Genomic DNA, 22,182 nt, shown 5'->3' on the forward strand with positions numbered 1-22,182 from the left:
ACTGGGATCACTAATGTTATGAAAAGCAGTGTGCCTCTTGCTAGTATGCCAGTCGGGTGCACGGCTGCGGCAAATTTCAAGAGTGCTTCAGATGGCACAAGTGCTGCTAGCACTGCCTGTGATTCCGCGACCATATACTGCATAAGAGGTACGGGAACATAAAATAAACGAAATTTAAAATGGTTGCTTTACTTCATTATGATAAATCAATTTAAAAAAATAAATTCAAGTAAAAAGGGTTTCACCCTCATAGAATTGCTTGTTGTTATCTCCATAATTGGTATTTTGGCAGGAGTTGTGCTTGTTTCTTTGAACGGCGCGAGGCGAAGCGCTCGTGATACTAAGCGCGTGTCTGATATGAAATCTACACAACTTGCCTTGGAGCTATATTACGCAACAAACAACAAATATCCTATAGCGGCAGCGGATGCAACCTGCGAAAACTTTTTAACAAATTTGCAGGGCTTAATTGGTCAGACATTTGATGACCCAAGCTCGGGTTCTAGCTATCAGTATGCGGTAGACGCAATAGCGAATCCGCAAAGTTATACAATCAAAGCAGTTTTAGAGGATACGGCCAATGCTGTCCTGTCTAGTTCCAATGACAAAGACGGCACGGCGAATGGTTGTACTTGCGATGATCCTGCGTACTGCTTGCAACCGTAACAACATCTAGTTATTAGGATTATTTATCAAGCCCCTAGCACCACTAGGGGCTTGTTTTGTGGAAGCCTGGCTTCCACAAAAATAATCTTTGGAGATGAATTTTAGATATGATATAATGAAAATATGAGTATTATTATCGCATCATTTATTTTCGGGCTTTTTGTGGGAAGTTTTGTGAATGTTGTCGTGCATCGCATGGACAGCGGCAAGCCGATTATCTTCGATCGCTCTCGTTGCCTAAACTGCGCGCGTGAGCTTTCATGGTATGAACTTATACCGCTTGTCAGTTTCGTTATTCAAAGAGCAAGATGCCGTTCGTGCAAAGAAAGAATATCATGGCAATATCCAATTATGGAGTTAGTAACAGGGATTCTCTTCGCATTCATTTTATGGCACACTCCTATCGCTCATGATTCTATTAGAATTGCATTGTATGTAGTATTTGAGTGGGCCATAGCATCAGGGCTATTGATAATATTTGTGTATGATTTAAAACATTATATTATTCCTGACAGTGTACTCGTTTTTCTAATTATTACTACTTTAATCGCTATTTTGTTTGGCGTTTGGAATCTAGAGTTTGTTTGGAAGTTGCCGTTTATTGGATGGTCTATCTCAGATATGGGACTAGTGCGCCACCTATCTGATATAAGATGGATAGCGGCGGCTACAGCGATTGTGTCGGGCGTGGTTGCGGCATTACCATTTGCGGCAATTTCTATTTTCTCTAAAGGAGAGTGGATGGGGCTGGGAGATCCGAAGTTAGTATTTTTTATGGGGCTTCTTTTGGGTCCGCAAAAGGTGCTTGTCGCGCTTTTTCTGTCGGTGATTATAGGCGCTGTTTTTGGACTCGTCCTCATTGCTTTGGGCAAAAAAAGCATGCAAAGCCAGATTCCATTTGGCCCTTTTTTGATAATAGGAACGGCGATGGCGAATTTTTGGGGAATGCTAATCTATTCATCATATATAAATTTATTTTTGGCAGTGTAGTGCCGTTATGGGCAATGTCTTTAACGGCACTCGTAGCCACCGCAGACTAAACGCGGAAATACGCGGAAGGTTCAAAAGTAGGTTAGCTAGGTATTAGTAATTTGTATGACCCAGCATAATCAGCAAACAGGATTTACTTTAATAGAATTGCTTATTGTTATAGCGATCACAGCAATTATTGTTATAATTACTATAGTAAATAGCCGCGAAGGAGATAAAATTTTGGCAGTGGATTTGTCTGCGCAGAGAATTGTTGCTGCGTTGCGCGAGGCGCAGAATGACGCGCTAGGCGGGAAAACAGTTGGCGGGAACCATCCCGCGGGAGGATTTGGAGTTCATATAAAAGAGGGGGAGCCTATATATATTTTTGCTGATATTAATCAGGATCATGTATATAATGATGGCGAAGAACAGCAGACTATAAATCTTGAGGAAAATGCCATACTGCAAACTGGGACTAATATGGATGTTTCGTTTGTTGCGCCGACGCCGGACGTGTACACAAATGGCGGCCCACTCGGCACTTTTTCTACAATAACAATAACTATTACAAGTTCTGATGGATCTTATACTCAAATTGTTAATGTAAACTACGTCGGCGCAATATGGGTGGAATATCTATGAATGTCAATAACTAAAGTCTAAAGTTTTAAAGTTTTTACATTAAATCATTTGGACTTTATTTATAATTTGACATTAAAGATTTGTTAGCTTTGATTATTGTCAAGTATTATTATGCAAAAGATTCATCATGGCCAATCCGGCTTCACCCTAATTGAAACACTGTTAGCTACGGCAATCTTAACTATTGCCATAGTCGGCGCTTTATCCTTAATAACGCAATCCACGACTTTAACTGGCAGTGTTCGTAATGAGCATATCGCCGCAAACTTAGCGCAGGAGGGAGTAGAGCTTGTGCAAAATATTCGCACCACAAACTGGGTTATTGACCAGCCTTGGAACACAGGTCTTATTGATGTCACAATCGGGGGAACGACAGATACGTTTATAACGGATCCTTCTGCGTCACCCGTTGTTCTTACATCGGCAACATGTGGCTCTATTACAACTAATTTATTTCAAAAAAGTACATACGGCATACCTATGTATGTTCATGATGATGCGGGTAGCGCAACGATTTTCTCACGATGTATTACGCTTACGGTCATGGATAATCCTGACGATCCTGGCAATCCACAGGCAAACTACATTCGCGTGCAAAGCACGGTTAATTGGGGAACCAGCCAGCTCACAGCGGAAGATCATCTTTATAACTGGAAATAATATATGGATATGCTTTCATTTATTTTTCGTCATCGCGCGCCTCGCAACTGTGGGGCGCGGCAATCTAGTCTCATCATACTAGGAACTAGATTGTTTCTCCGCCAAGGGCGGATCGCAATGACGTATAGGGGGTTGCGAAATGGATACACGCTCATCGAACTTTTATTGGGAGTTGCTATTTTTAGCATTGTGGCAGGGGTGGGCGCGATAGCGTTCATATCGGCTCTGCAAGCACAGCGCAATCTAATTGCAGAAAAAAATTTGAGCGATAGTACGCGTTTTGCGATTGAATATATGTCGCGACAAATGCGCCTTGCGCAAATTGATGCCACCGGTGTATGCGTTGTAGCTCCTAACAATACTTTTTTCCCCGACGCGCCGCCTGTAAGCAGCGACATATTATTTATTAATAGTAGTGGAAAATGTATAAAATTTTCTTCTGGCGCAAATAAGATTCAGATGTGGATGGATGGCACGGGTCCTATCGACTTAACATCAATTAGCGCAGTGCAAATTACCAACCTATCTTTTTTGGTGCAAGGCGGGGCGCAGAGTGACAGCCTTCAACCGCTCGTTACGATATCCATGACGGCGCAAGGGGTAGTAAAGGATGTTCCAACAGGAGTAATCGTGCCGATACAAACTACAGTGAGTGATCGTCCAATTGATGTACCGCAAAGTTAATTTTAATAATTCCTCGTACGTCATTGCGAGGAGTAGCAACGACGAAGCAATCTATTTGCGCGACTAACAGGATTGCTTCGCGCGGAGTTTACCTCGAGCTAAGCGAAGGGCTCGCAATGACGGATTGAATAATATTATGAGCAGTAATTCACAAAAAGGGCAAATTTTTATTATGGCGCTGTTGGTCAGCGCTAGTATCACAGCAATCGCATTAGGAATGTCTAGTATTATTTTATCTGGCGCGCAACAGGCGGGCGATGTCGGTCGTTATGTGCCGGCATTTTATGCGGCTGATGCCGGCGTTGAGCGAGCGCTTTATCGCTTGCGACAAAATGATAATCAAGTAAATTTTAATGACGGAGTTTTTGTAAACGGCGCGGCGTATGATGTTATTATCTCTACTCCCGGCAATGGCGAGTGCCCCGCTAGCATTGTAAATATCTGCATATTTTCCACGGGGTCGTTTGACGTTTTAAGTCGCAGAATTCAGGTATCATACTAGACTTGAATCTTGAAATTTATTTTAAATACGTCATTGTGGGCGTAATAAGCCATGCAAATAATGAATAAGGAAGAAGCTAAAAAACGCATAGAAAAGTTAAAAGAGGTGATTAATTATCATCGCTATTTGTATCACGTGCTTGATCGCGAAGAAATTTCTGACGCGGTTTTGGATTCGTTAAAACATGAACTTTACACCCTCGAGCAGGAGTACCCGGAGTTTATCACGCCGGATTCGCCTACTCAACGCGTTGGAGGTGAGGCGCTTTCGAAATTCAAAAAAGTGCGCCACGAAATACCCATGCTTTCTATTGAGGATACATTCACTGATAATGAACTCATTGATTGGGAGGAGTATTTGAAACGATTGGCTCCAAGCGCCTCGCATCTTTCATATTTTGCGGAGCTAAAAATTGATGGGCTTGCCATGTCTCTTATTTATGAAAACGGTATTTTCGTACGAGGCGCTACGCGCGGCAATGGAACGGTCGGCGAAGACGTTACAAGTAATCTAAAAACCATAGAGAGCATTCCGTTGAAATTGGAATTACAGAAAAATTTGCCCAAAGGCAGGCACGAGTTTGCAGAACTTACCCAAGAAATTGAAAATAGAATTGAAAGAGCGTTTTCGAGCGGACATATTGAGGTGCGTGGTGAAGCATATATGTATACGAAAGAATTTGATAAATTCAACAAGGAGCGCATTAGGGCGGGCGAGGAGCCATTCGCAAATCCCCGTAATCTCGCGGCGGGGTCAATTCGTCAGCTCGATTCAAAGCTTGCCGCATCCAGGCCTCTAAGGTTTTTGGCATATGATGTTGTCACTGATCTCGGCCAAACAACGCACGGTCAGGAGCATGAGATTCTAGCGCGGCTAGGATTTCGCACGGACGACACAGCAAGAGAGTGCGGGGATGTAAAAGAAGTTGCGGCATACTTTGCATCTATCAATAAAAAACGAGATTATTTGCCGTTTCAGATTGATGGGATTGTCGTGCAGGTGCAAAGCAGTGATTTATTTGAGCGCTTAGGAAGAGCGGGTAAAGGAATGCGCGGCATACGGGCGCGCAAATTTTCGCCAAAGCAGGCGACTACAATCATTGAAGACATTAAGATTCATATTGGGAGAACCGGCGCGGCGACACCCATTGCGCACCTTAGGCCGGTTGAAATAGGCGGGGTGACTATTAGCCGCGCCACACTGCATAATGAAGATGAAATTAAGCGGCTTGATGTACGAATTGGCGACACAGTGATTATCGGCCGCGCGGGCGATGTTATTCCGGATGTAATAAAAGTAGTAGACGGTCTTCGTACCGGCAAAGAAAAGATTTTCCACATGCCAAAGCAATGCCCCGCTTGCCATACAACACTGGAACGACCGGAGGGCGAAGCTATATGGCGTTGTCCAAACAGGGAGTGCCCAATGCGTAAGCGCGGATACTTCTATCATTTTGTTTCAAGGCAAGGTTTTGATATTGAAGGCATGGGGCCAAAGATTATCGATGCGCTGCTCGAAGAGAGTCTTATTACAAGTCCGGCTGATATTTTTCGTTTGAAGAAGGAAAATCTGGTTGTGCTTGAGGGGTTCGGAGAGAAATTGGCGCAGAACATTATTGATTCTGTAGAACAAAGCAGAAAAGTAACCTTATCGCGATTTATTATTGCGATGGGCATTCGCCATGTTGGATCGGAGACCGCGTTAGATATCGCGAGACATTTCGGCTCGCTGGACAGTATCCTTGAAGCGAAAGAGGAAGATTTTCGCAGTATTCCTGATATTGGCGAGGTTACTGCCAAAGAAATTGCCAAATGGTTTTCATTAAAGCGTAATCGCGAGCTGATTGATGATCTTTTGAAGGTCGGGGTGCGCATACAGAAAGAGGAACAAGTAGGCAGAAAGTTTGCAGGAAAAACATTCGTTTTTACAGGTACATTGGATGCAATCTCGCGCGAGGAGGCAGAAAATAGCGTACGCAAGCTTGGCGGTGACTCGTCCGGCTTTGTTTCAAAAAATACAGATTATGTTGTAGGGGGTTCAGAGCCAGGGTTAAAATATAACAAGGCAAAAGAACTCGGCGTTACCATAATAGACGAAAAAGAATTTTTGCGTATGATAAAAGAATAGGGTATAAAATCAATATCTGGTTAGGTTGTAACAAAATTTTTAAGTTTTAATTTTAACACGATATCTCAAAATTCAAATCTCAAATCGCAAAACTGAAATTCAAATCTTAAAACTACGGCGAAGATTTTAGATTTAAGATTTAGATTTGAGTTTTGCCATTTGAGGTTTGAGATAAAATAATTGACGGACGTAATCTTATGCAATCAATTTCAAAATTAACCAAAGAAGAAGTACTGCATGTCGCTAAGCTCGCCAAATTGTCTATCACCGACGATGAAGCAGAATCATTCCGTGGCGATTTGTCCGCAGTCTTAACATTTGTAGAAAAATTACAAGAAGTTTCCGTGGAAGGCGTAAAGCCAACGAGCCAGGCGGGAGATTTAAAGAGCATTATGCGCGATGATGAGCGGGATGGTGTTAATGAGGAAAAAGAAAAGATGCGGGCGGAAGGAATGATAGCGCAGCTGCCTTCGAAGCAAGACAATTTATTGAAGGTGCCGACGGTGTTTGAAAATAAGAAAGTATAGACTAAATATCAAAGTCCAAATTACAAATGTCAAATGAATGTCAAAGTTCAAAATCCAAAGTTTTAGCATTTGACATTAAGTCATTTGGAATTGATTTGTAATTTGACATTTGGACTTTGAAATTTTTTAAGCATAATTTTATGGACGACATCACCTCACTATCAATCACAGAACTTCAAAAGAAGCTAGCTAGCCGAGAAGTAAGCTCCGTTGAGTTGGCGCGCGCGTATCTTTCAAAAATAGAAGAGAAAGATTCTGAAATCGCGGCATATCTTCACGTTATGCAGGAGCGGGCGTTACAGGACGCAGCTCGCGCGGATGAGATGTTGGAAACGGGCGAGACTTACTCGTCGCTTTTAGGCATTCCGATAGCTATTAAGGATAATATGCTTATTGAGGGGGAGACGTGCACATCCGGCTCAAAAATTTTGGGAAATTATACGGCAAGCTATGACGCGACAGTAATTCGCAAATTAAAAGATGCTGGCGCTGTATTGTTGGGCAAAACAAATATGGACGAATTCGCGATGGGCTCGTCTACAGAAAATTCTGCCTTTGGTCCAACGCATAATCCGCATGACGTATCGCGTGTACCGGGAGGTTCTTCGGGCGGTTCCGCGGCAGCAGTTGCCGCGGGAATGTGCGCCGCGTCGCTGGGGTCTGATACTGGTGGCTCAATACGCCAGCCAGCAGCGTTTTGCGGTGTGGTTGGATTTAAGCCAAGCTATGGCGCGGTGTCACGTCATGGGCTTATGGCAATGGCTTCGTCGCTCGATCAAATCGGGCCACTTGCTCTTACCGCTGAGGATGCGCATATGGTGTTTGATGTTATTCGCGGAAAGGATCGTTTTGACTCAACCTCGCTTGATATTTCCTCACACGAGGAACTGCCAAAGCCGCAGACATTGCGTATCGGTGTTCCAAAAGAATATTTTATTTCCGGCATTGATCCTGTGATTGAAAAAAGTGTCCGTGAGGCGATTATGAGGTATCAAGAAATGGGCGCTTCGGTGGAAGAGATAAGTTTGCCACACACTGATTATGGGTTGGCTGCTTATTATATCTTGATGCCATCGGAGGTTTCTTCTAATTTGGCTCGATATGACGGTATGCGGTATGGATTTTCAATGTTGGGTCCTGGAGAATCACAAAATCTTTCGCAAATATACAATGATTCTCGTAGGGCGGGATTTGGCAAAGAGGTGCGCCGGCGCGTTATGTTCGGAACTTATACTTTGTCGGCGGGTTATTACGACGCTTATTATATTCGCGCGCAAAAAATACGAACACTCATAATACAAGATTTTCAGAAGGCATTTGAGAAAGTTGATGTTATAATGACTCCGACTACGCCCAACCTTCCGTTTAAGGCAGGCGAGAAGGTGGCAGACCCGGTTTCTATGTATCTTTCGGATATCTTTACGGTAACGGTTAATCTTGCCGGTCTGCCGGCGGTGAGCTTACCATGCGGCTGGATAGAGCAAGGAGATGGCGGCGCCACCCCGAAGCCTTTGGCGAAGGAAGGCGCGAGTCGTTCCGAAGCCTCGGCGAAGGACGGCAAGAAGCTGCCAGTTGGCTTGCAGATTATGGGCAAGCTTTACCATGATGACGAGGTTCTTAGCGTGGCAGAGTGGCTACATAGTAGTTAATTTTGCAGCACAAATATAATCAACGCATAACGAATCACGTACGAATTTACGCATACTCTCTCACAGTAGATTCGTTTATTCGTAACAGATTCGTTATTCGTTGATAATGTTAAACTTTCCCCATGTTTCCTCAGCTACAACAAACAATCACAGCGTTCGATAATTTTATTTACTCTTATCCGGGCATTATTCTACCGATAGGCGGTTTTATCATCACCATATTTTTAATATGGATGATTATTTATATGTCTTGGTTTGAAACAGAGCTGTTGGAAAATTATATCTGGGATTTCATTAACGCGTGGCGCAAAACTGTTTTACCAACAGGCAAGTTTCGCAAGAAATGGGAGCGCATTATTAAAGAAAGTGAGGTTGAAGATGAAGCGCAGTGGCGCAAAGCCTTAATTTCTTCAGATAATATATTAGATGAGATTATAGCAACGATTGGCTATGATGGTGAAAATTTGGATGCGCGCCTTTTAAAAATCCAGCCGGGAAACTTTCCTTATCTTGAGGATGCGCATAAAGCCCATCAGGTGCGTGTGTATTTGGAACAGGATCTCACGTATCGCTTGAATCGTCCGGTATTTGACCACGTTATGGGGATTTATGAAAAAATTTTTCAGGAGTTGGATATATTTGTATAATAAAAAAAATTTGAGGAAAATAAATATGAATTGGAGTAAAGCAAGGGCGTCGCAGTCTAGATATCCGCCAAAATAAGAACACTCCGCGATGCGGAGTGTTCTTATTTTGGCGGATACGATCGGTATCCTACGCTAAAGCTTCGGAATGCCTTTCTGTCGTCCGCGTTTTGTCAAAAGATTAGGATGGCATAAAGCCATTCCGAAGCCTTGGCGAAGGATGGCGGACCCGACCGGATTCGGACCGGCGATCTTCAGCGTGACAAGCTGACGTGTTGGACCAGGCTACACCACGGGTCCTTTTGTGGGTAACGAATATATTCTAGGGCAAATTAGGAGTTTCGTCTACTGCGCGTAAGAAAAGTAAAGGGGGTAGTCTGTAAAAACAGACTACCCCCTTGCGTGTTAGACGCTAAGTCGTGGACACTCTTCCTTGATCGCGACTATAATCAAACCGACAGTAGCAAATAGTATTGCTGAGAGCAGGCCAAATATCAGCATACTGCCTATGATTGCTCCAAGCCACATACTATGGATTAAGTAGAGATTAAGAGGTATTCCAACAAAACCAATTCCTCCTGCTATGATTCCAGTCACTATAATTTTTTCAAGGATGTCGACGATTTTCATTGCGAACTTTATCATGGCTTTCATTAGTGTTCCAACCCGCCGGTCAGCCACTTCCAGCAGTTCAGCTCAATGGCTTTTAGTACAGCTTCTTTAGCGGTTTTTACAGCTTCTATCTGCACGCGCTTGCGTGCATCGAGGTATTGATCTGCGAGTTTTTCGCTCCAGCCGCCGGTGTCGCGCAATACGACTATCGGAATATTGGCTTGATAGGCGATTGCAATTTCTGTGAGCGTGCCAGATCCGCCACTGATGCAAATGATTGCGTCACAGCTTAGCACCAGCGCCAACTCCCGTCCGCCTCCGCGCTCCATGCCGCTTGCGATGATGATGTCCGCGTTTTCTTTCTCGTACACATCATCAAGTCCTTTACCATAAGTTACGCCGATAGTCAGTCCGCCAACTTTTTTAGCGCCACGGCAGGCCGCTGTGGAAAGCGAGTCATAATCTTTTTCCGCGCCGAACATTAGCACAGCGCCTGCGAGAGCTACGTATTTGCCGATTTGCTCAGCTAGCTTTGCGATGTTGTCGCTGTAAGCCAGATCAGCCGCAGAGCCCATTACACCAATCTGCAGTTTTCTGTTCGCCCCGTTCGAGGCATCGCCTCTAATGGGGCCCGCACCTTCGCGGCCTCGCAAAAGCTCCCGTACTTTTTCGCGGAAATCATAATCTTTCCCGAAGTTAGCATATCCCATTGCCTTCCTCCTTAGTCCGTAACTTCAGTCGTTGCTTTGCATTCGGGGCACATGTATTTGGTGCTAGTGCTCCAGTAGCGCAGAAGATTTTCCTCGACAATAATCAGTTCTTCCATGTTATCATCGCTGTTTTTACGCGAGCAATCTTGCTTATGTCATTGTTTATTCAATCCGATATAGATGCGCATCTTTTCTCCTATCACGGCTTGCCTCCTTTCTTCGGCGACTTATTAAAGAACATACCCTTTGACTCGTATCTCCCGTATTAGTGGGGGATACTCGCTCAGGGTTGTTTTTCGCCGATGGCGAAAAACAAAAAACCAGCCGTTTTCACGGCTGGTCCTGTTGTGCCAAGTTTTTATTGAGATTAACCCAAATAAGGACTTAGCATTACAAAATCGCCGCGAAAAGCGCCGGTAAAGTAATGCCAGAAAAAGGAAGTCGTTGTTTTATTGTTTATTTGGGTTAGGGAATTCATAATTATCTTTTATCACTATACTATAATCTTGTCAAGCGTGTGCCGGCGGAAAGAGTTGAACTTTCTACCCAACGCTTATGAAACGTTTGCTCTTCCGATGAGCTACGCCGGCGTTTAAGTTTGCCTCTCTTCTAGATAATATCTAATTTGTTTCTTTAAAAATTTTCTACCTGATCCGCTTTTTAGAAATTGCTCCCGACCCAGCGCATCTTTTTTATTAATATAAGTCTCACAGTAAATTCGCTTCCAGATTTTATCGAATCCATCAGTTAAACCACCGTGTAGTTTATCTCTTGTAGTTTTGCCACCTCTACCTTCATTGTGTTGAGCTAGTCGCGCGTCTACATTAGCCGTGAAGCCAATATACCAACTCTTATCTAATTGATTCTCTAATACGTAGACAACATAATACATATTCTTCAATTACTATATTATATTTTGTATGCCCCGTAAAGGACGTAAAGGCGCTCTAGCGCCCACGCTCCACGTGGCACGCGTAAATACAAGAAGCACGTTAATAACGTGCTTCTTGTCACGCAGCACCTTCCTATACGGGGCGGTGCCGCGTGGAAAATTGCATAGCAATTTTCTTTACGCGGTTGCGGGGGCAGGAATTGCACCTGCGACCTCAAGGTTATGGGCCTTGCGAGCTACTGCTGCTCTACCCCGCTATTACATTAGACTACTATATCATAATAATGCATTTAATACAACCAATTAATAAGGGCCGCTATATACAGCGACCCAAGTATACTGATGCTTTTCGTTATTTGTTTTCCTTATCAAGTGAAAGCAAAAAATTTTCAAGCTCTTCGTATTCCTTATCACTTGCAAGTATTTTTTGCATCATCGCAACCTCCTTTTTTAGGAACTAATTACTAGATTAACAGTATAAAGACAGTAAAGTCAAAAATAAAAAGGGCAAGCGGTTGCTTGCCCAAAAGAAAAAAGACCCTAAAGGATCATTTTGAAAATTTTACCCGAACCGGATGTTCTTGCTCATCGTGTTCCAGCCCGCATTCTCTGCATAAAACAGTAAGGCCTTCTTCGGACGAACACGAGCAATAGAAAATCTTTCCTCCTTCAATTTCCTCACCGCAATCGCCGCATACTATTGTTTTTTCGCGCACAGTTCTTCCTTTCTCCTTTATTATGCCTTGGCTCACATGGCCAAACGCATAAAACACCAAATTGTTGTGGTGTAAGTATAGCAAATTAAATCGGTATGTCAACACCCCGCCCCGACTGCTGCTGCTGCTGCTGCTGCTGCTGCTGCTGTGCAGTTTTTCTAATAGGTAGGCGAAGGACGGACCGACCCTCTTAGGAGGGTCGGTCCGTCCTTAAGGTCTAAAATATTCAAGACGAGAGAGAGTTGAGAGAGAGTTGAGATCAATTTTGTCCTATGCTAATATGAATGTATGTTTATAGTAGGATTATTTGTTGCGGCAGTTGTATCGTCGGCATCGTTTTTTTTGATTATCTTTTTGACAACACCGCAGGGAGGTTCGTTCGTTATTGCTCTATTTTTTTTTACTTTTTTCCTTTCGCTAACAAGCACCGCGGCGCTTTTGGGTATGTTATTTGATTATCTTGTTGGTTGGCGCAAGAGGCCTGTATTGGTAGACGGCTTGCAGGATAGAAGCGCGCGAACCTCAAATAGCTTTCGCAGAGGGATATTACTGGGAGGCTTTGGGACACTGCTTTTGCTTTTGCAGTCGTGGGGCATGCTCACGCTTGGTGTCGCAATAATCGCCTTCATTCCCTTTGCTCTCTTAGAAACTTATATAATAGGTAATTCACTATGAAAGACTTGCAAGAATACAAACAACAGCTTGTTCGTGAGATAGATTCTAAAAAAACACTTCACGATTTGGAAGAGCTTTATCGTACGCATTTGGGCAGAAAGGGTGAACTTGCCGTGGAACTTAAAAATTTATCTTCGCTTTCTCCAGAAGAGCGCAAGCAAAGAGGCGCGGAACTAAATAGTGTTAAAACCGATCTTGAAGCTGTGTTTAGCATGAAGAGCGCGGAGCTTCGTATAAACGAGCAGAGCGATCAGCTTGAACGCGAATGGATTGACGTAACAGCGCCTGGTATGCGCCAAGTGCGCGGCCACCTGAATCCCTTAACGCATATTGCGCTTGAGATAGAGCAGATATTCTCATCCATGGGGTTTGGCGTTGCTGAAGGTCCTGAAATTGAGAATGAATGGTATAACTTTGACGCGCTTAACATTCCGGCAGATCATCCGGCGCGTGATATGTGGGACACTTTCTGGCTAAAGCCAGAAAGTCAAAAGTCAAAAGTCAAAAGTCAAAAGTTACTACTTAGAACCCATACATCTCCCGTACAGATTCGCTACATGGAAAGCCATAAGCCGCCATTTCGTATTATCGCGCCGGGCAAAGTGTTTCGACACGAGGCAACGGACGCATCGCACGGCTTCCAGCTTTTTCAGGTGGAGGGTTTGATGGTTGATAAGAATATAAGCGTGGCTAATTTTCGCGCGGTGATGGGGCAGTTTTTCCAGCAGATTTTTGGCAATAAGCAGATTCAAATGCGATTGCGCCCGAGCTACTTTCCATTTGTCGAGCCGGGTTTTGAAATGGATATCACGTGTATTATCTGTAATGGCAAAGGATGTTCCGTGTGCGCGCAGGGCGGCTGGGTGGAAATTGGCGGGGCTGGCATGGTACACCCAAAGGTTCTTGATGCGGTACAGCTTAATCCTAACGAATGGCAAGGTTTTGCTTTTGGGCTAGGCATGGATAGAATCGCGATGATGAAATATAAGGTTAATGATATACGATTGCTTTATAGTGGCGATGTCAGATTAATAAAACAATTTTAGTATGAAGTTTTCATACAACCTAATTCAATCTCACGTTGCAAAAAGTCTTCCGCCGGCAGAAAAACTAGCAGAGCTTTTGACAATGCACAGTTTTGAGGTTGAGGGAGTGGAAAAAGTAAAAGACGATTATATTCTTACAATTGATATTTTGCCAAATCGCGCTCATGATTGTTTGTCACATATTGGTATAGCTCGCGAGGCAGCGGCTGTTACGGGGCTGGCGCTTAAACAGATTCCATCAATTGTTGGAAAATTACCTAGCTCTTCCAAATCTCTGAAGAATCTTGAAGTAAAAGTTGAAGACATTAATCTTTGTTCGCGTTATACCGCGATGGTGATGGCTGATGTAGAAGTTGGTCCTTCGCCGCAGTGGCTGCGAAATTATCTTGAAGTTTTGGGAATGCGTCCAATCAACAATATTGTTGACGCGGCAAACTTTGTGATGTTGGAAACTGGCCAGCCCTTGCACGCGTTTGATTTTGATAAGCTCTCGGGCGGCGATAAAAAAACATTGATTGTTCGCAGCGCCAAAAATGGCGAGCCAATTACTACGCTTGATAACCAAGCATTGCTTTTGCCGGAGTCGGCGTTGGTGATAGCCAATGAAGAAGGCGTTTTAGCTGTCGCGGGAATTAAGGGCGGAAAGAAAGCAGAAATTGATGGGGGAACCCACAATATTGTTCTTGAGTCGGCAAATTTTGACAGCGCTTCAATTCGCAAAACATCCCGCGCGACCGGCATTTCAACTGATGCTTCATATCGTTTTGAGCATACAGTACCGCCAGCATTCGCGTTGTGGGCGCTTGAGCAAGTTGCAGATTTGATTACAGATATCGCAAAAGGTAAAAAGGGTCCTATTCTGGACACCGCGCCGCAAAATGTGCGGCCGAGAACCGTTGCGATGTCGGAGGCGAGAATGCAAAGTTTGCTCGGCGCTGATATAAAGTTTGCGCAGGCGGCTGAAACTTTAAAGAAATTAGGATTTGATGTTGAAAAAAGAAACGCCCAGGTTTTGAAAGTTGGCGTGCCCGTATTTAGGCCTGACGTGGAGCTCGAAGCGGATTTAATAGAAGAAGTCGGCCGTATTTATGGTTATGAAAATATTAAGGCGCAAGTGCCGATAGCCGAACTTGCTTTGCCGCCAAAAAATGAAGAGCATGACTGGGAAAAGATTGCCAAAAACAATATCAGAGGAATTGGCGCGGTGGAAGTTTACACCTACTCATTTATTTCCGACCGCCAGAAAGCGGCTTGGGGTTACGGCGATTTAATAGAGCTAGAAAACCCGATGAGCGCGGAGTTTGCGTATCTTCGCCCGAGCATTGTGCCGCATATTGTGGAAGCGGCAGAGGGAAATCTGCGGTATTTTTCTTCGGTGCGCCTTTTTGAAATTGGCAAAGTTTTTGAACTTCCATTCAAGGAACACTCTGCGCTTGCCATGGTTATTGCAAGCCGCGCAACACAAGAGCCGCAATTTTTTGAACTAAAAGGAATAGTTATGGCGTTTTTGGAGAGCTTGGGTATCTCTGACGTTTGGTTTGATGACGCGCTTAAAACAAAAGAAGAAAGTGGTGTTGAATTTTTACATCCAGCACGCCGCGCGCAGATTAAGGTTGGTCCTGTTGATGGAAGTGAAGTTATAGGTTGGATCGGCGAAGTGCATCCGCGCGTGTTAAGTGATTTGAAGTTAAAAGGCGAGTACGGCGCGGCTGAACTTGATTTTTATAAAATAGTAAAGCTTGCGCAAGAGGAGCGCGTCTATACTCCGCCATCAAAATATCCCGCGGTTGTGCGTGATATCGCGGTGCTGGTACCTCGGCAGTCAAAAGTGGAATGGGTGATACAAAAAATAGAGGCTATAGGAGGGGCGCTTGTGCAGGATATTGACCTGTTTGATATGTATGAAGGCGAGCACTTGGATAATCCAACCAAGAGTTTGGCGTTTCATATAGTATTTCAATCAGACGATCGTACCCTGACATCGGAGGAAATTGATGATATCATGGCAAAGATATACTACATGGTTGAAGGAGAAGGGTGGGAAGTACGTAAGTAATGTCAAAATCCAAATTTCAAATGACAAATAAATGACTCAATAACTAATGACAAAAAGTTTTAGGATTTTAGGCATTGGGATTTTATTGGAAATTGGAAATTTGGATTTGGGATTTCATGGCTATGATTTAGATTTAATCAGTGATTGCATTTTACTCTATGGCTAAAGAAAAAACTTCAAAAAATACGTCAAATTATACCGCCAAAGACATTTATGTTCTGGAGGGTCTTGAGCCCGTGCGAAAGCGCCCGGGCATGTACATCGGCTCAACCGGCATAGACGGTTTGCACCATCTTTTGTGGGAGGTGGTAGACAACTCGCTTGATGAAGCGATGGCGGGATATGCCACGGATATCGCCGTAACTTTAATGGATGATGGCAGATTGAACGTTACAGACAACGGTCGTGGTATTCCGGTGGAAAAACACGCGCAAACCAAAAAGTCGGCATTGGAAACTGTTATGACAACCCTTCATGCCGGAGGAAAATTCGGCGGGGAAAGTTACAAGATTGCTGGAGGTTTGCATGGCGTGGGCGTATCCGTGGTTAACGCGCTGTCAGTATTTTTGCGCGTGGAAGTATGCCGTGACGGCGGTTTGTACGCGCAAGAATATAAATACGGCAAGGCAAAAGAGACGGTGAAGCGCATCGGCAAATGTCCCCCCGGGGTTGTCTCGGGAACGAGTGTTACGTTTGAGCCAGATCGCGCTATTTTCAAGGAAGGTGATTATGAATGGAAGCGCATTTTGGAGCATCTTCGCCAGCAGGCGTATCTTACACGCGGCGTTCGTATCCGTATTTCAGATGAACGAAAAACAGTTAGGTTTGGGGGAATAGAGGGAGAGGAAACTGGAATAAAAGAAAATATTACACAAAGCTATCAATTCTATTTTGAAGGTGGCATTGCTTCGTTTGTTGAGTATCTAAATCGCGGCGAAGCGCCAAAGCACGACCATATCTTTTACGTGCAAAAAGAAAAAGATAATGTGATGGTGGAAGTAGCAATGCAGTACACGGATGATATTGAAGCAACCGAAGTCGGGTTTGCAAACAATATTCATACACCAGAAGGTGGCATGCACGTTACGGGTTTTCGTACGGCTTTAACTCGTACGTTAAATGATTACTCACATAAAAACAATTTAGCAAAAGACGATGTTTTAACTGGCGATGATGTACGCGAAGGCATGACAGCTATTATTTCAGTAAAACTTCGCGAGCCGCAGTTTGAAGGCCAAACAAAAGCAAAACTAGGAAATACCGAAGCCCGCACCGCAGTGGACGCTGTAGTGTCAGAGGCTCTCGCATATTTCCTGGAAGAAAATCCATCAGACGCGCGCGCGATTTTGGAAAAATGTTTTCTCGCGGCAAAAGCTCGCAAGGCCGCCAAAGCCGCGCGCGAGCTTGTTATCCGCAAAGGCGCCTTGGAAGGTTTGACCCTTCCGGGCAAGCTTGCCGATTGCTCGTCTAAAGATCCGTCGCTGTCAGAGCTGTATATAGTAGAGGGAGACTCTGCGGGTGGCAGCGCTAAAATGGGACGCGACAGGCGATTCCAGGCAATTCTTCCTTTGCGCGGAAAGATATTAAACGTGGAGCGCGCGCGAGTAGACAAGATTCTTGCTTCAGAACAGATTAAGAATTTGGTTATCGCAATGAGCGCCGCAATCGGCGACGAGTTGAATCTAGAGAAACTGCGTTATCATCGTATTATCATCATGACTGATGCCGATGTTGACGGCGCGCATATCCGCACATTGCTTCTCACGTTATTTTTCCGTTATTATCCGCAAATTATTGAACGCGGCTATTTGTACATAGCCCAGCCGCCTTTGTTTAAGATACAGCTGGGAAAAAATGTGCGTTACGCCTATACCGACGAGCAGCGCGAAATAGCAACCGCGGAAATGATTAAGCAAAAAGAGGACCTTCGACAAGCTCAGGGTAAAAAGGGTAAGGGGAAAACCCTTCGACAAGCTCAGGGCAGGGAAGCGGAAGAGGTCGAGGAAGAGCCGGCGCCGGAAGCCGAAGAAGGTGCCCTTCGACAAGCTCAGGGTGAACAGGAGGAGCTTCAAGCAGGAGAGCAAAAAATTTCGGGTGTTTCAATCCAGCGCTACAAGGGTCTTGGTGAAATGAACCCAGAACAGCTTTGGGAAACAACCATGAACCCAGCCAACAGGAATATGTTCCAAGTATCTAGTGAAGACGCGAAAGAGTCCGACCGCATCTTTGATATCTTAATGGGCGCCGAAGTAGCCCCGCGCAAAAGGTTTATTCAAACCCATGCTAAGAAAGTGCAGAATTTGGATATATAACTAGTTATTAAAAATAAATTTATGGGAATAGAAACAATTATTGGTATTCTTGTAATAGTTCCTGCCTTTTATTTTTTAGGTAAATGGTTGAATAAGTCCGAGAAAGAAGTAATTGTAGCAAACTTAGATAAAACATTAGAATCTTCTACGATTGCGACTCCAGAGAATAAAATTACAACTAATTTAGATAGGGAATCAATAAAATATTGGGTAGTAGGTGTTGGAGTCTTCGTCTTTATCGGAGTTGTTTTATACTTTTTGTTTTGGCTAGATAGTCGGGATAGATTAACCCCTGAAGAACAAGCTAAAATTGAAACGAAAAAACAACTTTATTTGCAAGATATAAAGCATTGTCAAGCAGTAATAGGCACCGAAGTTATAAATATAAATAATGCAGAATTTCAAAGATGTAATGCATTGTTACAAGATTTTGAAAACAACGCGTCCTCTGATTCTGGACGTCATTCAGGACCATATGAATATTAGTTTATGGTAAATGGTGTCAATCTCGACTTCTAAACTTAAAAATAATATACATAGGACTTACGCGTTTGATTCATTTCGCCGTCATTGCGAAGTGCGGCGCGAAGCAATCTCGTGTATACAGAGTAGCGCTTATGTATGGGATTGTCACGTACTAAAGCCCTCACAATGGCTAATAGAGCAAAAGTGCGTAAGTCTTAATACAAATAAATTTATGAAAAATTGTCCAAAATGTAATTCAGAAAATATAAAGAAAACCGGTCCATTCGCTCGAGAAATTGATGGGGAACAAACGCAGACATTATCAGCCCAAATGGTAAATTATCTTTGCAATAGTTGTAATAACGAGTGGCAGGTGAAATTTAGCGAAGAAGAATAGATAATGTAGTTTGTAGAAGCCAGGCTTCTACAAACTTTTACAATTTCTAAAATTTTCTTTTGAATAATATATGAATAAAAATTCTGCTTCTCTGGATGATATCAGTAAAACCTGTAGAGGTTCAATCTCTACAAAATCCTAATCGTTATTTGGCGTGGTCTATTATTACATCCTATTTTCAAAATATTCAATCGATATATACCTCTAACTAGCAGATTTTGGCTTTATATATAGGTTTTTGGGTTGTATATATTACGTATTTTTACTACACAGATTACATGTTTCCAAACTGAAGCTTAACTTCAATTTTTCTATTTACTTCACTTGACGTTTTGCTATTATTAAAAGACTTACAGATGAAGTCGTGGCAATGTTTAAAGTTATAATTATCACAGATGCACAAAGACGCTTTTTTTAGATTCTACGCTAACTTGCCTCTTGGAGTTAGGCGAGAGGTTGTTTTAGATTTGCCTGAACGAGGCCCTATAACTTGGGAAGTTGCCTATAAAGAGATAAATTTTGATTCTGAGTTAGGTAATATTATTTTGCAAAAGCTTATTGATTTGGGATTTATTCCATTAGATGAGCAAAAATAATTATGGAAGAAAAAAGGGAGCCCCAAATTATTTCTGAAGATATAATAAATCTCGTAATAGCTAGGTTAAAGACTATCCCAGCAAACGTTGAAATATCCATAGGCGGTGATGGCAGCAGTTTTACTATCAGTGAGTTGATAGAAAAAGTAGAAAAGCAAGACGATATCGGCAAAAAAATGATAGAGATGCAGATGGCCTATTTACGATCGTTGGGTAAATTACCAACTAAGGAATCACAAGATGCTTTTGCTATTAACTAGACCAAGGTACGACCCGCCAACACACTACTTATTTTATTGGGCGGGTCTTTTGATTGATGAAGCGAAGGAGAAAAGAGTTAGGATCGTAGATTTAGACCGAGAAAAGGCAAGCAAGGATAAATTACACAGCTATTTATCAAAACAGCCGATCGATACCGTCATTTTAAATGGGCACGGGAATTCGGTAGCGGTTGCCGGTCAAGACAACGAGATTCTTCTTGCCGTTGGCGATGGGACTAATCTCTTAAAGGATAAAAATATATTTATAAGAGCATGTGATGCGGGCGCTACACTAGGCAGGGAAATAATGAATATGGGTGCAAAAGGTTTCATTGGCTACATACAGCCGTTTATATTTTTGCATGATCCAGATTTTTTCAATAGGCCATTGGAAGATAAACTAGCTAGTCCAGTTCTTGAATGTTCAAACCAGGTCGGAATTTCTTTAATCAAGGGAAAATCTATAACGCAAGCCCAAGAGGATAGCTTGGCTAAATATACAGAGATGATTGATAAGTATTCCACAAGCGATGCGACGGATTCTTTCTTATTGCCTATTCTGCTATGGAATATGAATAACCAGGTTTGCTATAAACAATAGACCTATAAACTTGTCTGCAAGGTTTCGCTTGACTTATTCGCCCACGGGTGTACTATGGAGACATATATGGCCTCCGCGGCCATTTTTAAATACTTAGAACTTTAGCTTTTGGCGCATTTCGTTGTTGCGGGCTGTGCTCCTCGACGTCGTATATTTAATACGCCTTACTCCGGTGCGCGCCCGCGCCTAGAACTGCACTCAAAAGCTAAAGTTCTATACAATTTTTTATGCTTAATCGTGTACAAAGAACCATATTATCTCTAGTTTACTTCATTAAGGAGGTGCGGACGGAGATGAAAAGAATGAACTGGCTTGAACGCTCTGACATCGTGCGCTACACGGCTGTTGTGTTTGGTCTGTCATTTTTTGTCGCAGTTTATCTCGGTGCGCTAGATTACGTTTTTACTTGGATTTTAAAAACATTCATTCTATAGCGCAGTTTTAACTTAATTTTTCAGCTGGGTTGAATATCCACAAACACACAATAGATCGTTTTTATAACAGAGAAAAACGGCGCTCGCAGAACAACGCGGACTAAACGCAGAAAGACGCAGAAATTAAACGAGCATTATTTCATAGTTTCTTATGGCTAAACAACAACTTGAACAAGGGCGTAATTGGTACGTTCTTCATACATATTCAGGATACGAAGACGCTGTGGCGCAAAATTTGCGACAGCGTATTGAGTCTATGAGCATGGAGGACAAAATTTTCAATGTGCTCGTTCCTAAAGAAAAAAAGATTCGTATAAAAAACGGCAAACGCCAGACTTTGGAAGAAAAGATTTATCCTGGTTATGTGCTCGTGGAAATGACGGTTACCGACGACTCTTGGTACGTGGTGCGAAATACACCCCGTGTTACGGGGTTTGTCGGTTCTGGCACAACGCCTATCCCCGTGGAAAAAGCAGAGATTGACGAGCTTATGCGCCGCATGGGCGTGGAAGAGCCGAAGTATAAGATTGACATACAGATAGGAGAAGCGGTAAAAATTACCGACGGACCGTTTCGTGATTTTGACGGCAAGGTTTCTGCGGTTGATGAGGATAAGGGAAAGGTGCAGGTGCTGGTATCAATGTTCGGAAGAGAGACCCCTGTGGAGTTGGATTATCTGCAGGTGAGGAAAATATAGAGGATAAATTTTGAAACTCGAATTTTGAATCAAATTCGAATAAAAGAAATTCGAAACCTTTATTCGTCGAGTGTTTCAAAATTCAGTCATTAGAATTTTATTCTAAATTCTAAATTCGAAATTGAAAATTAAAGTTATAATTATGGCAAAGAAATTACTTACTGTCGTAAAAATACAAATTCCCGCGGGGAAGGCAAATCCCGCGCCTCCAGTGGGAACCGCGCTTGGTCCTCACGGGCTTAATATTCAGGATTTTTGCGCTAAGTTTAACGCGGCAACGCAGGACAAACTCGGCAACATTATTCCCGTGGAAGTCTCGGTGTACGCCGACCGCACGTTTGATTTTAAGCTAAAGACTCCTCCAGCGTCTGATTTGCTGCGCAAGGCGGCGCGCATAGAAAAGGGATCTGGCGATACGCCTCGCACCAAAGCGGGGAATGTAACTAAAGCCCAGATTCGCCAGATAGCTGAACAGAAATTGACTGATTTAAATGCCAACAACGTAGATGCCGCGGCTAAGATTATCGAAGGCACGGCGCGTAGCATGGGGATAATCGTAGAATAATAATTGTATAGCGCAAAACAAAAAAGACTGCGTGTACAGTCTTTTTTGTTTTGCAATGTATTCTATAATGAAATG

At 43.2% G+C, this 22,182-nt stretch carries 27 protein-coding genes and 3 tRNA genes; 22 read left to right on the forward strand and 8 right to left on the reverse strand.

Features of this window, described 5'->3' with window-relative positions; genetic code table 11:
* Nucleotides 1–143: hypothetical protein (locus tag HYV65_01185; GenBank protein MBI2462832.1), on the reverse strand; the 143-nt coding region annotated here is incomplete at its 3' end.
* Nucleotides 144–198: 55 nt separating this feature from the next.
* Between HYV65_01185 and HYV65_01190 the strand changes: the two genes are divergently transcribed.
* The 10 genes from HYV65_01190 to HYV65_01235 all read left to right on the forward strand — a co-directional run bounded on the left by HYV65_01190 (nt 199) and on the right by HYV65_01235 (nt 9,076).
* Nucleotides 199–666 (forward strand): type II secretion system protein, encoded by a 468-nt coding sequence (locus tag HYV65_01190; GenBank protein ID MBI2462833.1) that lies wholly within the window; start codon nt 199–201, stop codon nt 664–666.
* Between the two features lie 123 nt (nt 667–789).
* Complete coding sequence (locus HYV65_01195; GenBank protein ID MBI2462834.1) at nt 790–1,656, forward strand: prepilin peptidase; 867 nt, start codon at nt 790–792, stop codon at nt 1,654–1,656.
* A gap of 105 nt (nt 1,657–1,761) precedes the next feature.
* Complete coding sequence (locus tag HYV65_01200; protein ID MBI2462835.1) at nt 1,762–2,280, forward strand: prepilin-type N-terminal cleavage/methylation domain-containing protein; 519 nt, start codon at nt 1,762–1,764, stop codon at nt 2,278–2,280.
* 111 nt (nt 2,281–2,391) lie between these two features.
* A complete protein-coding gene (locus HYV65_01205; protein MBI2462836.1) occupies nt 2,392–2,940 on the forward strand; it encodes a prepilin-type N-terminal cleavage/methylation domain-containing protein in 549 nt (182 codons plus the stop codon).
* 3 nt (nt 2,941–2,943) lie between these two features.
* Entirely contained in the window at nt 2,944–3,624 is a 681-nt protein-coding gene (locus HYV65_01210; protein MBI2462837.1) for a prepilin-type N-terminal cleavage/methylation domain-containing protein, read from the forward strand.
* Nucleotides 3,625–3,760: 136 nt separating this feature from the next.
* Entirely contained in the window at nt 3,761–4,126 is a 366-nt protein-coding gene (locus tag HYV65_01215) for a hypothetical protein (GenBank protein ID MBI2462838.1), read from the forward strand.
* 60 nt (nt 4,127–4,186) lie between these two features.
* The gene (ligA, locus tag HYV65_01220; GenBank protein MBI2462839.1) at nt 4,187–6,253 is read left to right on the forward strand and encodes an NAD-dependent DNA ligase LigA; all 2,067 of its coding nucleotides are present in this window, start codon (nt 4,187–4,189) and stop codon (nt 6,251–6,253) included.
* A 197-nt stretch (nt 6,254–6,450) separates the two neighbouring features.
* Nucleotides 6,451–6,780, forward strand: a complete 330-nt coding sequence (gatC, locus tag HYV65_01225) for an Asp-tRNA(Asn)/Glu-tRNA(Gln) amidotransferase subunit GatC (protein MBI2462840.1) — start codon at nt 6,451–6,453, stop codon at nt 6,778–6,780.
* Nucleotides 6,781–6,920: 140 nt separating this feature from the next.
* Nucleotides 6,921–8,429, forward strand: a complete 1,509-nt coding sequence (gatA, locus tag HYV65_01230; protein MBI2462841.1) for an Asp-tRNA(Asn)/Glu-tRNA(Gln) amidotransferase subunit GatA — start codon at nt 6,921–6,923, stop codon at nt 8,427–8,429.
* Between the two features lie 122 nt (nt 8,430–8,551).
* Nucleotides 8,552–9,076: a hypothetical protein gene (locus HYV65_01235; protein ID MBI2462842.1), complete on the forward strand. Its 525-nt coding sequence runs from the start codon at nt 8,552–8,554 to the stop codon at nt 9,074–9,076.
* Nucleotides 9,077–9,294: 218 nt separating this feature from the next.
* On the opposite strand, the gene HYV65_01240 is transcribed toward HYV65_01235, so the two are convergent.
* The 7 genes from HYV65_01240 to HYV65_01270 all read right to left on the reverse strand — a co-directional run bounded on the left by HYV65_01240 (nt 9,295) and on the right by HYV65_01270 (nt 12,039).
* A tRNA-Asp gene (locus HYV65_01240) sits at nt 9,295–9,373 on the reverse strand.
* A gap of 105 nt (nt 9,374–9,478) precedes the next feature.
* Nucleotides 9,479–9,703, reverse strand: coding sequence for a hypothetical protein (locus tag HYV65_01245; protein ID MBI2462843.1), 225 nt, complete (start codon nt 9,701–9,703; stop codon nt 9,479–9,481).
* A 23-nt stretch (nt 9,704–9,726) separates the two neighbouring features.
* Nucleotides 9,727–10,395, reverse strand: a complete 669-nt coding sequence (locus tag HYV65_01250) for an LOG family protein (protein MBI2462844.1) — start codon at nt 10,393–10,395, stop codon at nt 9,727–9,729.
* Nucleotides 10,396–10,913: 518 nt separating this feature from the next.
* Nucleotides 10,914–10,985 (reverse strand) — tRNA-Met (locus tag HYV65_01255).
* Nucleotides 10,986–10,987: 2 nt separating this feature from the next.
* Nucleotides 10,988–11,287, reverse strand: a complete 300-nt coding sequence (locus HYV65_01260; protein MBI2462845.1) for a GIY-YIG nuclease family protein — start codon at nt 11,285–11,287, stop codon at nt 10,988–10,990.
* A gap of 185 nt (nt 11,288–11,472) precedes the next feature.
* A tRNA-Met gene (locus HYV65_01265) sits at nt 11,473–11,544 on the reverse strand.
* Between the two features lie 291 nt (nt 11,545–11,835).
* Complete coding sequence (locus HYV65_01270; protein MBI2462846.1) at nt 11,836–12,039, reverse strand: hypothetical protein; 204 nt, start codon at nt 12,037–12,039, stop codon at nt 11,836–11,838.
* Nucleotides 12,040–12,291: 252 nt separating this feature from the next.
* On the opposite strand from HYV65_01270, the gene HYV65_01275 reads away from it, so the two are divergent.
* From HYV65_01275 to rplK, 12 genes are all read left to right on the forward strand, one after another.
* A complete protein-coding gene (locus tag HYV65_01275) occupies nt 12,292–12,678 on the forward strand; it encodes a hypothetical protein (GenBank protein MBI2462847.1) in 387 nt (128 codons plus the stop codon).
* Nucleotides 12,675–13,724, forward strand: a complete 1,050-nt coding sequence (pheS, locus tag HYV65_01280) for a phenylalanine--tRNA ligase subunit alpha (protein ID MBI2462848.1) — start codon at nt 12,675–12,677, stop codon at nt 13,722–13,724. Before HYV65_01275 ends, pheS begins: the two co-directional genes overlap by 4 nt.
* Nucleotide 13,725: 1 nt before the next feature.
* Complete coding sequence (gene pheT / locus HYV65_01285; GenBank protein ID MBI2462849.1) at nt 13,726–15,780, forward strand: phenylalanine--tRNA ligase subunit beta; 2,055 nt, start codon at nt 13,726–13,728, stop codon at nt 15,778–15,780.
* Between the two features lie 158 nt (nt 15,781–15,938).
* Complete coding sequence (gene gyrB / locus HYV65_01290) at nt 15,939–18,092, forward strand: DNA topoisomerase (ATP-hydrolyzing) subunit B (GenBank protein MBI2462850.1); 2,154 nt, start codon at nt 15,939–15,941, stop codon at nt 18,090–18,092.
* Nucleotides 18,093–18,113: 21 nt separating this feature from the next.
* The gene (locus HYV65_01295) at nt 18,114–18,578 is read left to right on the forward strand and encodes a hypothetical protein (GenBank protein MBI2462851.1); all 465 of its coding nucleotides are present in this window, start codon (nt 18,114–18,116) and stop codon (nt 18,576–18,578) included.
* A 211-nt stretch (nt 18,579–18,789) separates the two neighbouring features.
* Nucleotides 18,790–18,954, forward strand: a complete 165-nt coding sequence (locus HYV65_01300; GenBank protein MBI2462852.1) for an IS1 family transposase — start codon at nt 18,790–18,792, stop codon at nt 18,952–18,954.
* Between the two features lie 395 nt (nt 18,955–19,349).
* The gene (locus HYV65_01305; protein ID MBI2462853.1) at nt 19,350–19,550 is read left to right on the forward strand and encodes a hypothetical protein; all 201 of its coding nucleotides are present in this window, start codon (nt 19,350–19,352) and stop codon (nt 19,548–19,550) included.
* A 2-nt stretch (nt 19,551–19,552) separates the two neighbouring features.
* Entirely contained in the window at nt 19,553–19,810 is a 258-nt protein-coding gene (locus tag HYV65_01310) for a hypothetical protein (GenBank protein MBI2462854.1), read from the forward strand.
* Nucleotides 19,791–20,411, forward strand: coding sequence for a hypothetical protein (locus HYV65_01315; protein MBI2462855.1), 621 nt, complete (start codon nt 19,791–19,793; stop codon nt 20,409–20,411). Before HYV65_01310 ends, HYV65_01315 begins: the two co-directional genes overlap by 20 nt.
* Nucleotides 20,412–20,638: 227 nt before the next feature.
* The gene (gene secE, locus HYV65_01320) at nt 20,639–20,845 is read left to right on the forward strand and encodes a preprotein translocase subunit SecE (protein MBI2462856.1); all 207 of its coding nucleotides are present in this window, start codon (nt 20,639–20,641) and stop codon (nt 20,843–20,845) included.
* 151 nt (nt 20,846–20,996) lie between these two features.
* A complete protein-coding gene (gene nusG, locus HYV65_01325) occupies nt 20,997–21,542 on the forward strand; it encodes a transcription termination/antitermination protein NusG (GenBank protein MBI2462857.1) in 546 nt (181 codons plus the stop codon).
* A 142-nt stretch (nt 21,543–21,684) separates the two neighbouring features.
* Nucleotides 21,685–22,107: a 50S ribosomal protein L11 gene (gene rplK, locus HYV65_01330; GenBank protein ID MBI2462858.1), complete on the forward strand. Its 423-nt coding sequence runs from the start codon at nt 21,685–21,687 to the stop codon at nt 22,105–22,107.
* The last annotated feature ends 75 nt before the right edge of the window (nt 22,108–22,182 follow it).

The sequence above is a fragment of the Candidatus Spechtbacteria bacterium genome, from assembly GCA_016188605.1.
Classification (GTDB): domain Bacteria; phylum Patescibacteriota; class Minisyncoccia; order Spechtbacterales; family JACPHP01; genus JACPHP01.

What these genes read in the sequence shown, in the direction of transcription:
- HYV65_01190 (MBI2462833.1), top strand. Translation starts at nt 199, where the DNA reads ATGATAAATCAATTTAAAAAAATAAATTCAAGTAAAAAGGGTTTCACC.
- HYV65_01195 (MBI2462834.1), top strand. Translation starts at nt 790, where the DNA reads ATGAGTATTATTATCGCATCATTTATTTTCGGGCTTTTTGTGGGAAGT.
- HYV65_01200 (MBI2462835.1), top strand. Translation starts at nt 1,762, where the DNA reads ATGACCCAGCATAATCAGCAAACAGGATTTACTTTAATAGAATTGCTT.
- HYV65_01205 (MBI2462836.1), top strand. Translation starts at nt 2,392, where the DNA reads ATGCAAAAGATTCATCATGGCCAATCCGGCTTCACCCTAATTGAAACA.
- HYV65_01210 (MBI2462837.1), top strand. Translation starts at nt 2,944, where the DNA reads ATGGATATGCTTTCATTTATTTTTCGTCATCGCGCGCCTCGCAACTGT.
- HYV65_01215 (MBI2462838.1), top strand. Translation starts at nt 3,761, where the DNA reads ATGAGCAGTAATTCACAAAAAGGGCAAATTTTTATTATGGCGCTGTTG.
- ligA (MBI2462839.1), top strand. Translation starts at nt 4,187, where the DNA reads ATGAATAAGGAAGAAGCTAAAAAACGCATAGAAAAGTTAAAAGAGGTG.
- gatC (MBI2462840.1), top strand. Translation starts at nt 6,451, where the DNA reads ATGCAATCAATTTCAAAATTAACCAAAGAAGAAGTACTGCATGTCGCT.
- gatA (MBI2462841.1), top strand. Translation starts at nt 6,921, where the DNA reads ATGGACGACATCACCTCACTATCAATCACAGAACTTCAAAAGAAGCTA.
- HYV65_01235 (MBI2462842.1), top strand. Translation starts at nt 8,552, where the DNA reads ATGTTTCCTCAGCTACAACAAACAATCACAGCGTTCGATAATTTTATT.
- HYV65_01245 (MBI2462843.1), bottom strand. Translation starts at nt 9,703, where the DNA reads ATGAAAATCGTCGACATCCTTGAAAAAATTATAGTGACTGGAATCATA.
- HYV65_01250 (MBI2462844.1), bottom strand. Translation starts at nt 10,395, where the DNA reads ATGGGATATGCTAACTTCGGGAAAGATTATGATTTCCGCGAAAAAGTA.
- HYV65_01260 (MBI2462845.1), bottom strand. Translation starts at nt 11,287, where the DNA reads ATGTATTATGTTGTCTACGTATTAGAGAATCAATTAGATAAGAGTTGG.
- HYV65_01275 (MBI2462847.1), top strand. Translation starts at nt 12,292, where the DNA reads ATGTTTATAGTAGGATTATTTGTTGCGGCAGTTGTATCGTCGGCATCG.
- pheS (MBI2462848.1), top strand. Translation starts at nt 12,675, where the DNA reads ATGAAAGACTTGCAAGAATACAAACAACAGCTTGTTCGTGAGATAGAT.
- pheT (MBI2462849.1), top strand. Translation starts at nt 13,726, where the DNA reads ATGAAGTTTTCATACAACCTAATTCAATCTCACGTTGCAAAAAGTCTT.
- gyrB (MBI2462850.1), top strand. Translation starts at nt 15,939, where the DNA reads ATGGCTAAAGAAAAAACTTCAAAAAATACGTCAAATTATACCGCCAAA.
- HYV65_01295 (MBI2462851.1), top strand. Translation starts at nt 18,114, where the DNA reads ATGGGAATAGAAACAATTATTGGTATTCTTGTAATAGTTCCTGCCTTT.
- HYV65_01300 (MBI2462852.1), top strand. Translation starts at nt 18,790, where the DNA reads ATGAAAAATTGTCCAAAATGTAATTCAGAAAATATAAAGAAAACCGGT.
- HYV65_01305 (MBI2462853.1), top strand. Translation starts at nt 19,350, where the DNA reads ATGCACAAAGACGCTTTTTTTAGATTCTACGCTAACTTGCCTCTTGGA.
- HYV65_01310 (MBI2462854.1), top strand. Translation starts at nt 19,553, where the DNA reads ATGGAAGAAAAAAGGGAGCCCCAAATTATTTCTGAAGATATAATAAAT.
- HYV65_01315 (MBI2462855.1), top strand. Translation starts at nt 19,791, where the DNA reads ATGCTTTTGCTATTAACTAGACCAAGGTACGACCCGCCAACACACTAC.
- secE (MBI2462856.1), top strand. Translation starts at nt 20,639, where the DNA reads ATGCTTAATCGTGTACAAAGAACCATATTATCTCTAGTTTACTTCATT.
- nusG (MBI2462857.1), top strand. Translation starts at nt 20,997, where the DNA reads ATGGCTAAACAACAACTTGAACAAGGGCGTAATTGGTACGTTCTTCAT.
- rplK (MBI2462858.1), top strand. Translation starts at nt 21,685, where the DNA reads ATGGCAAAGAAATTACTTACTGTCGTAAAAATACAAATTCCCGCGGGG.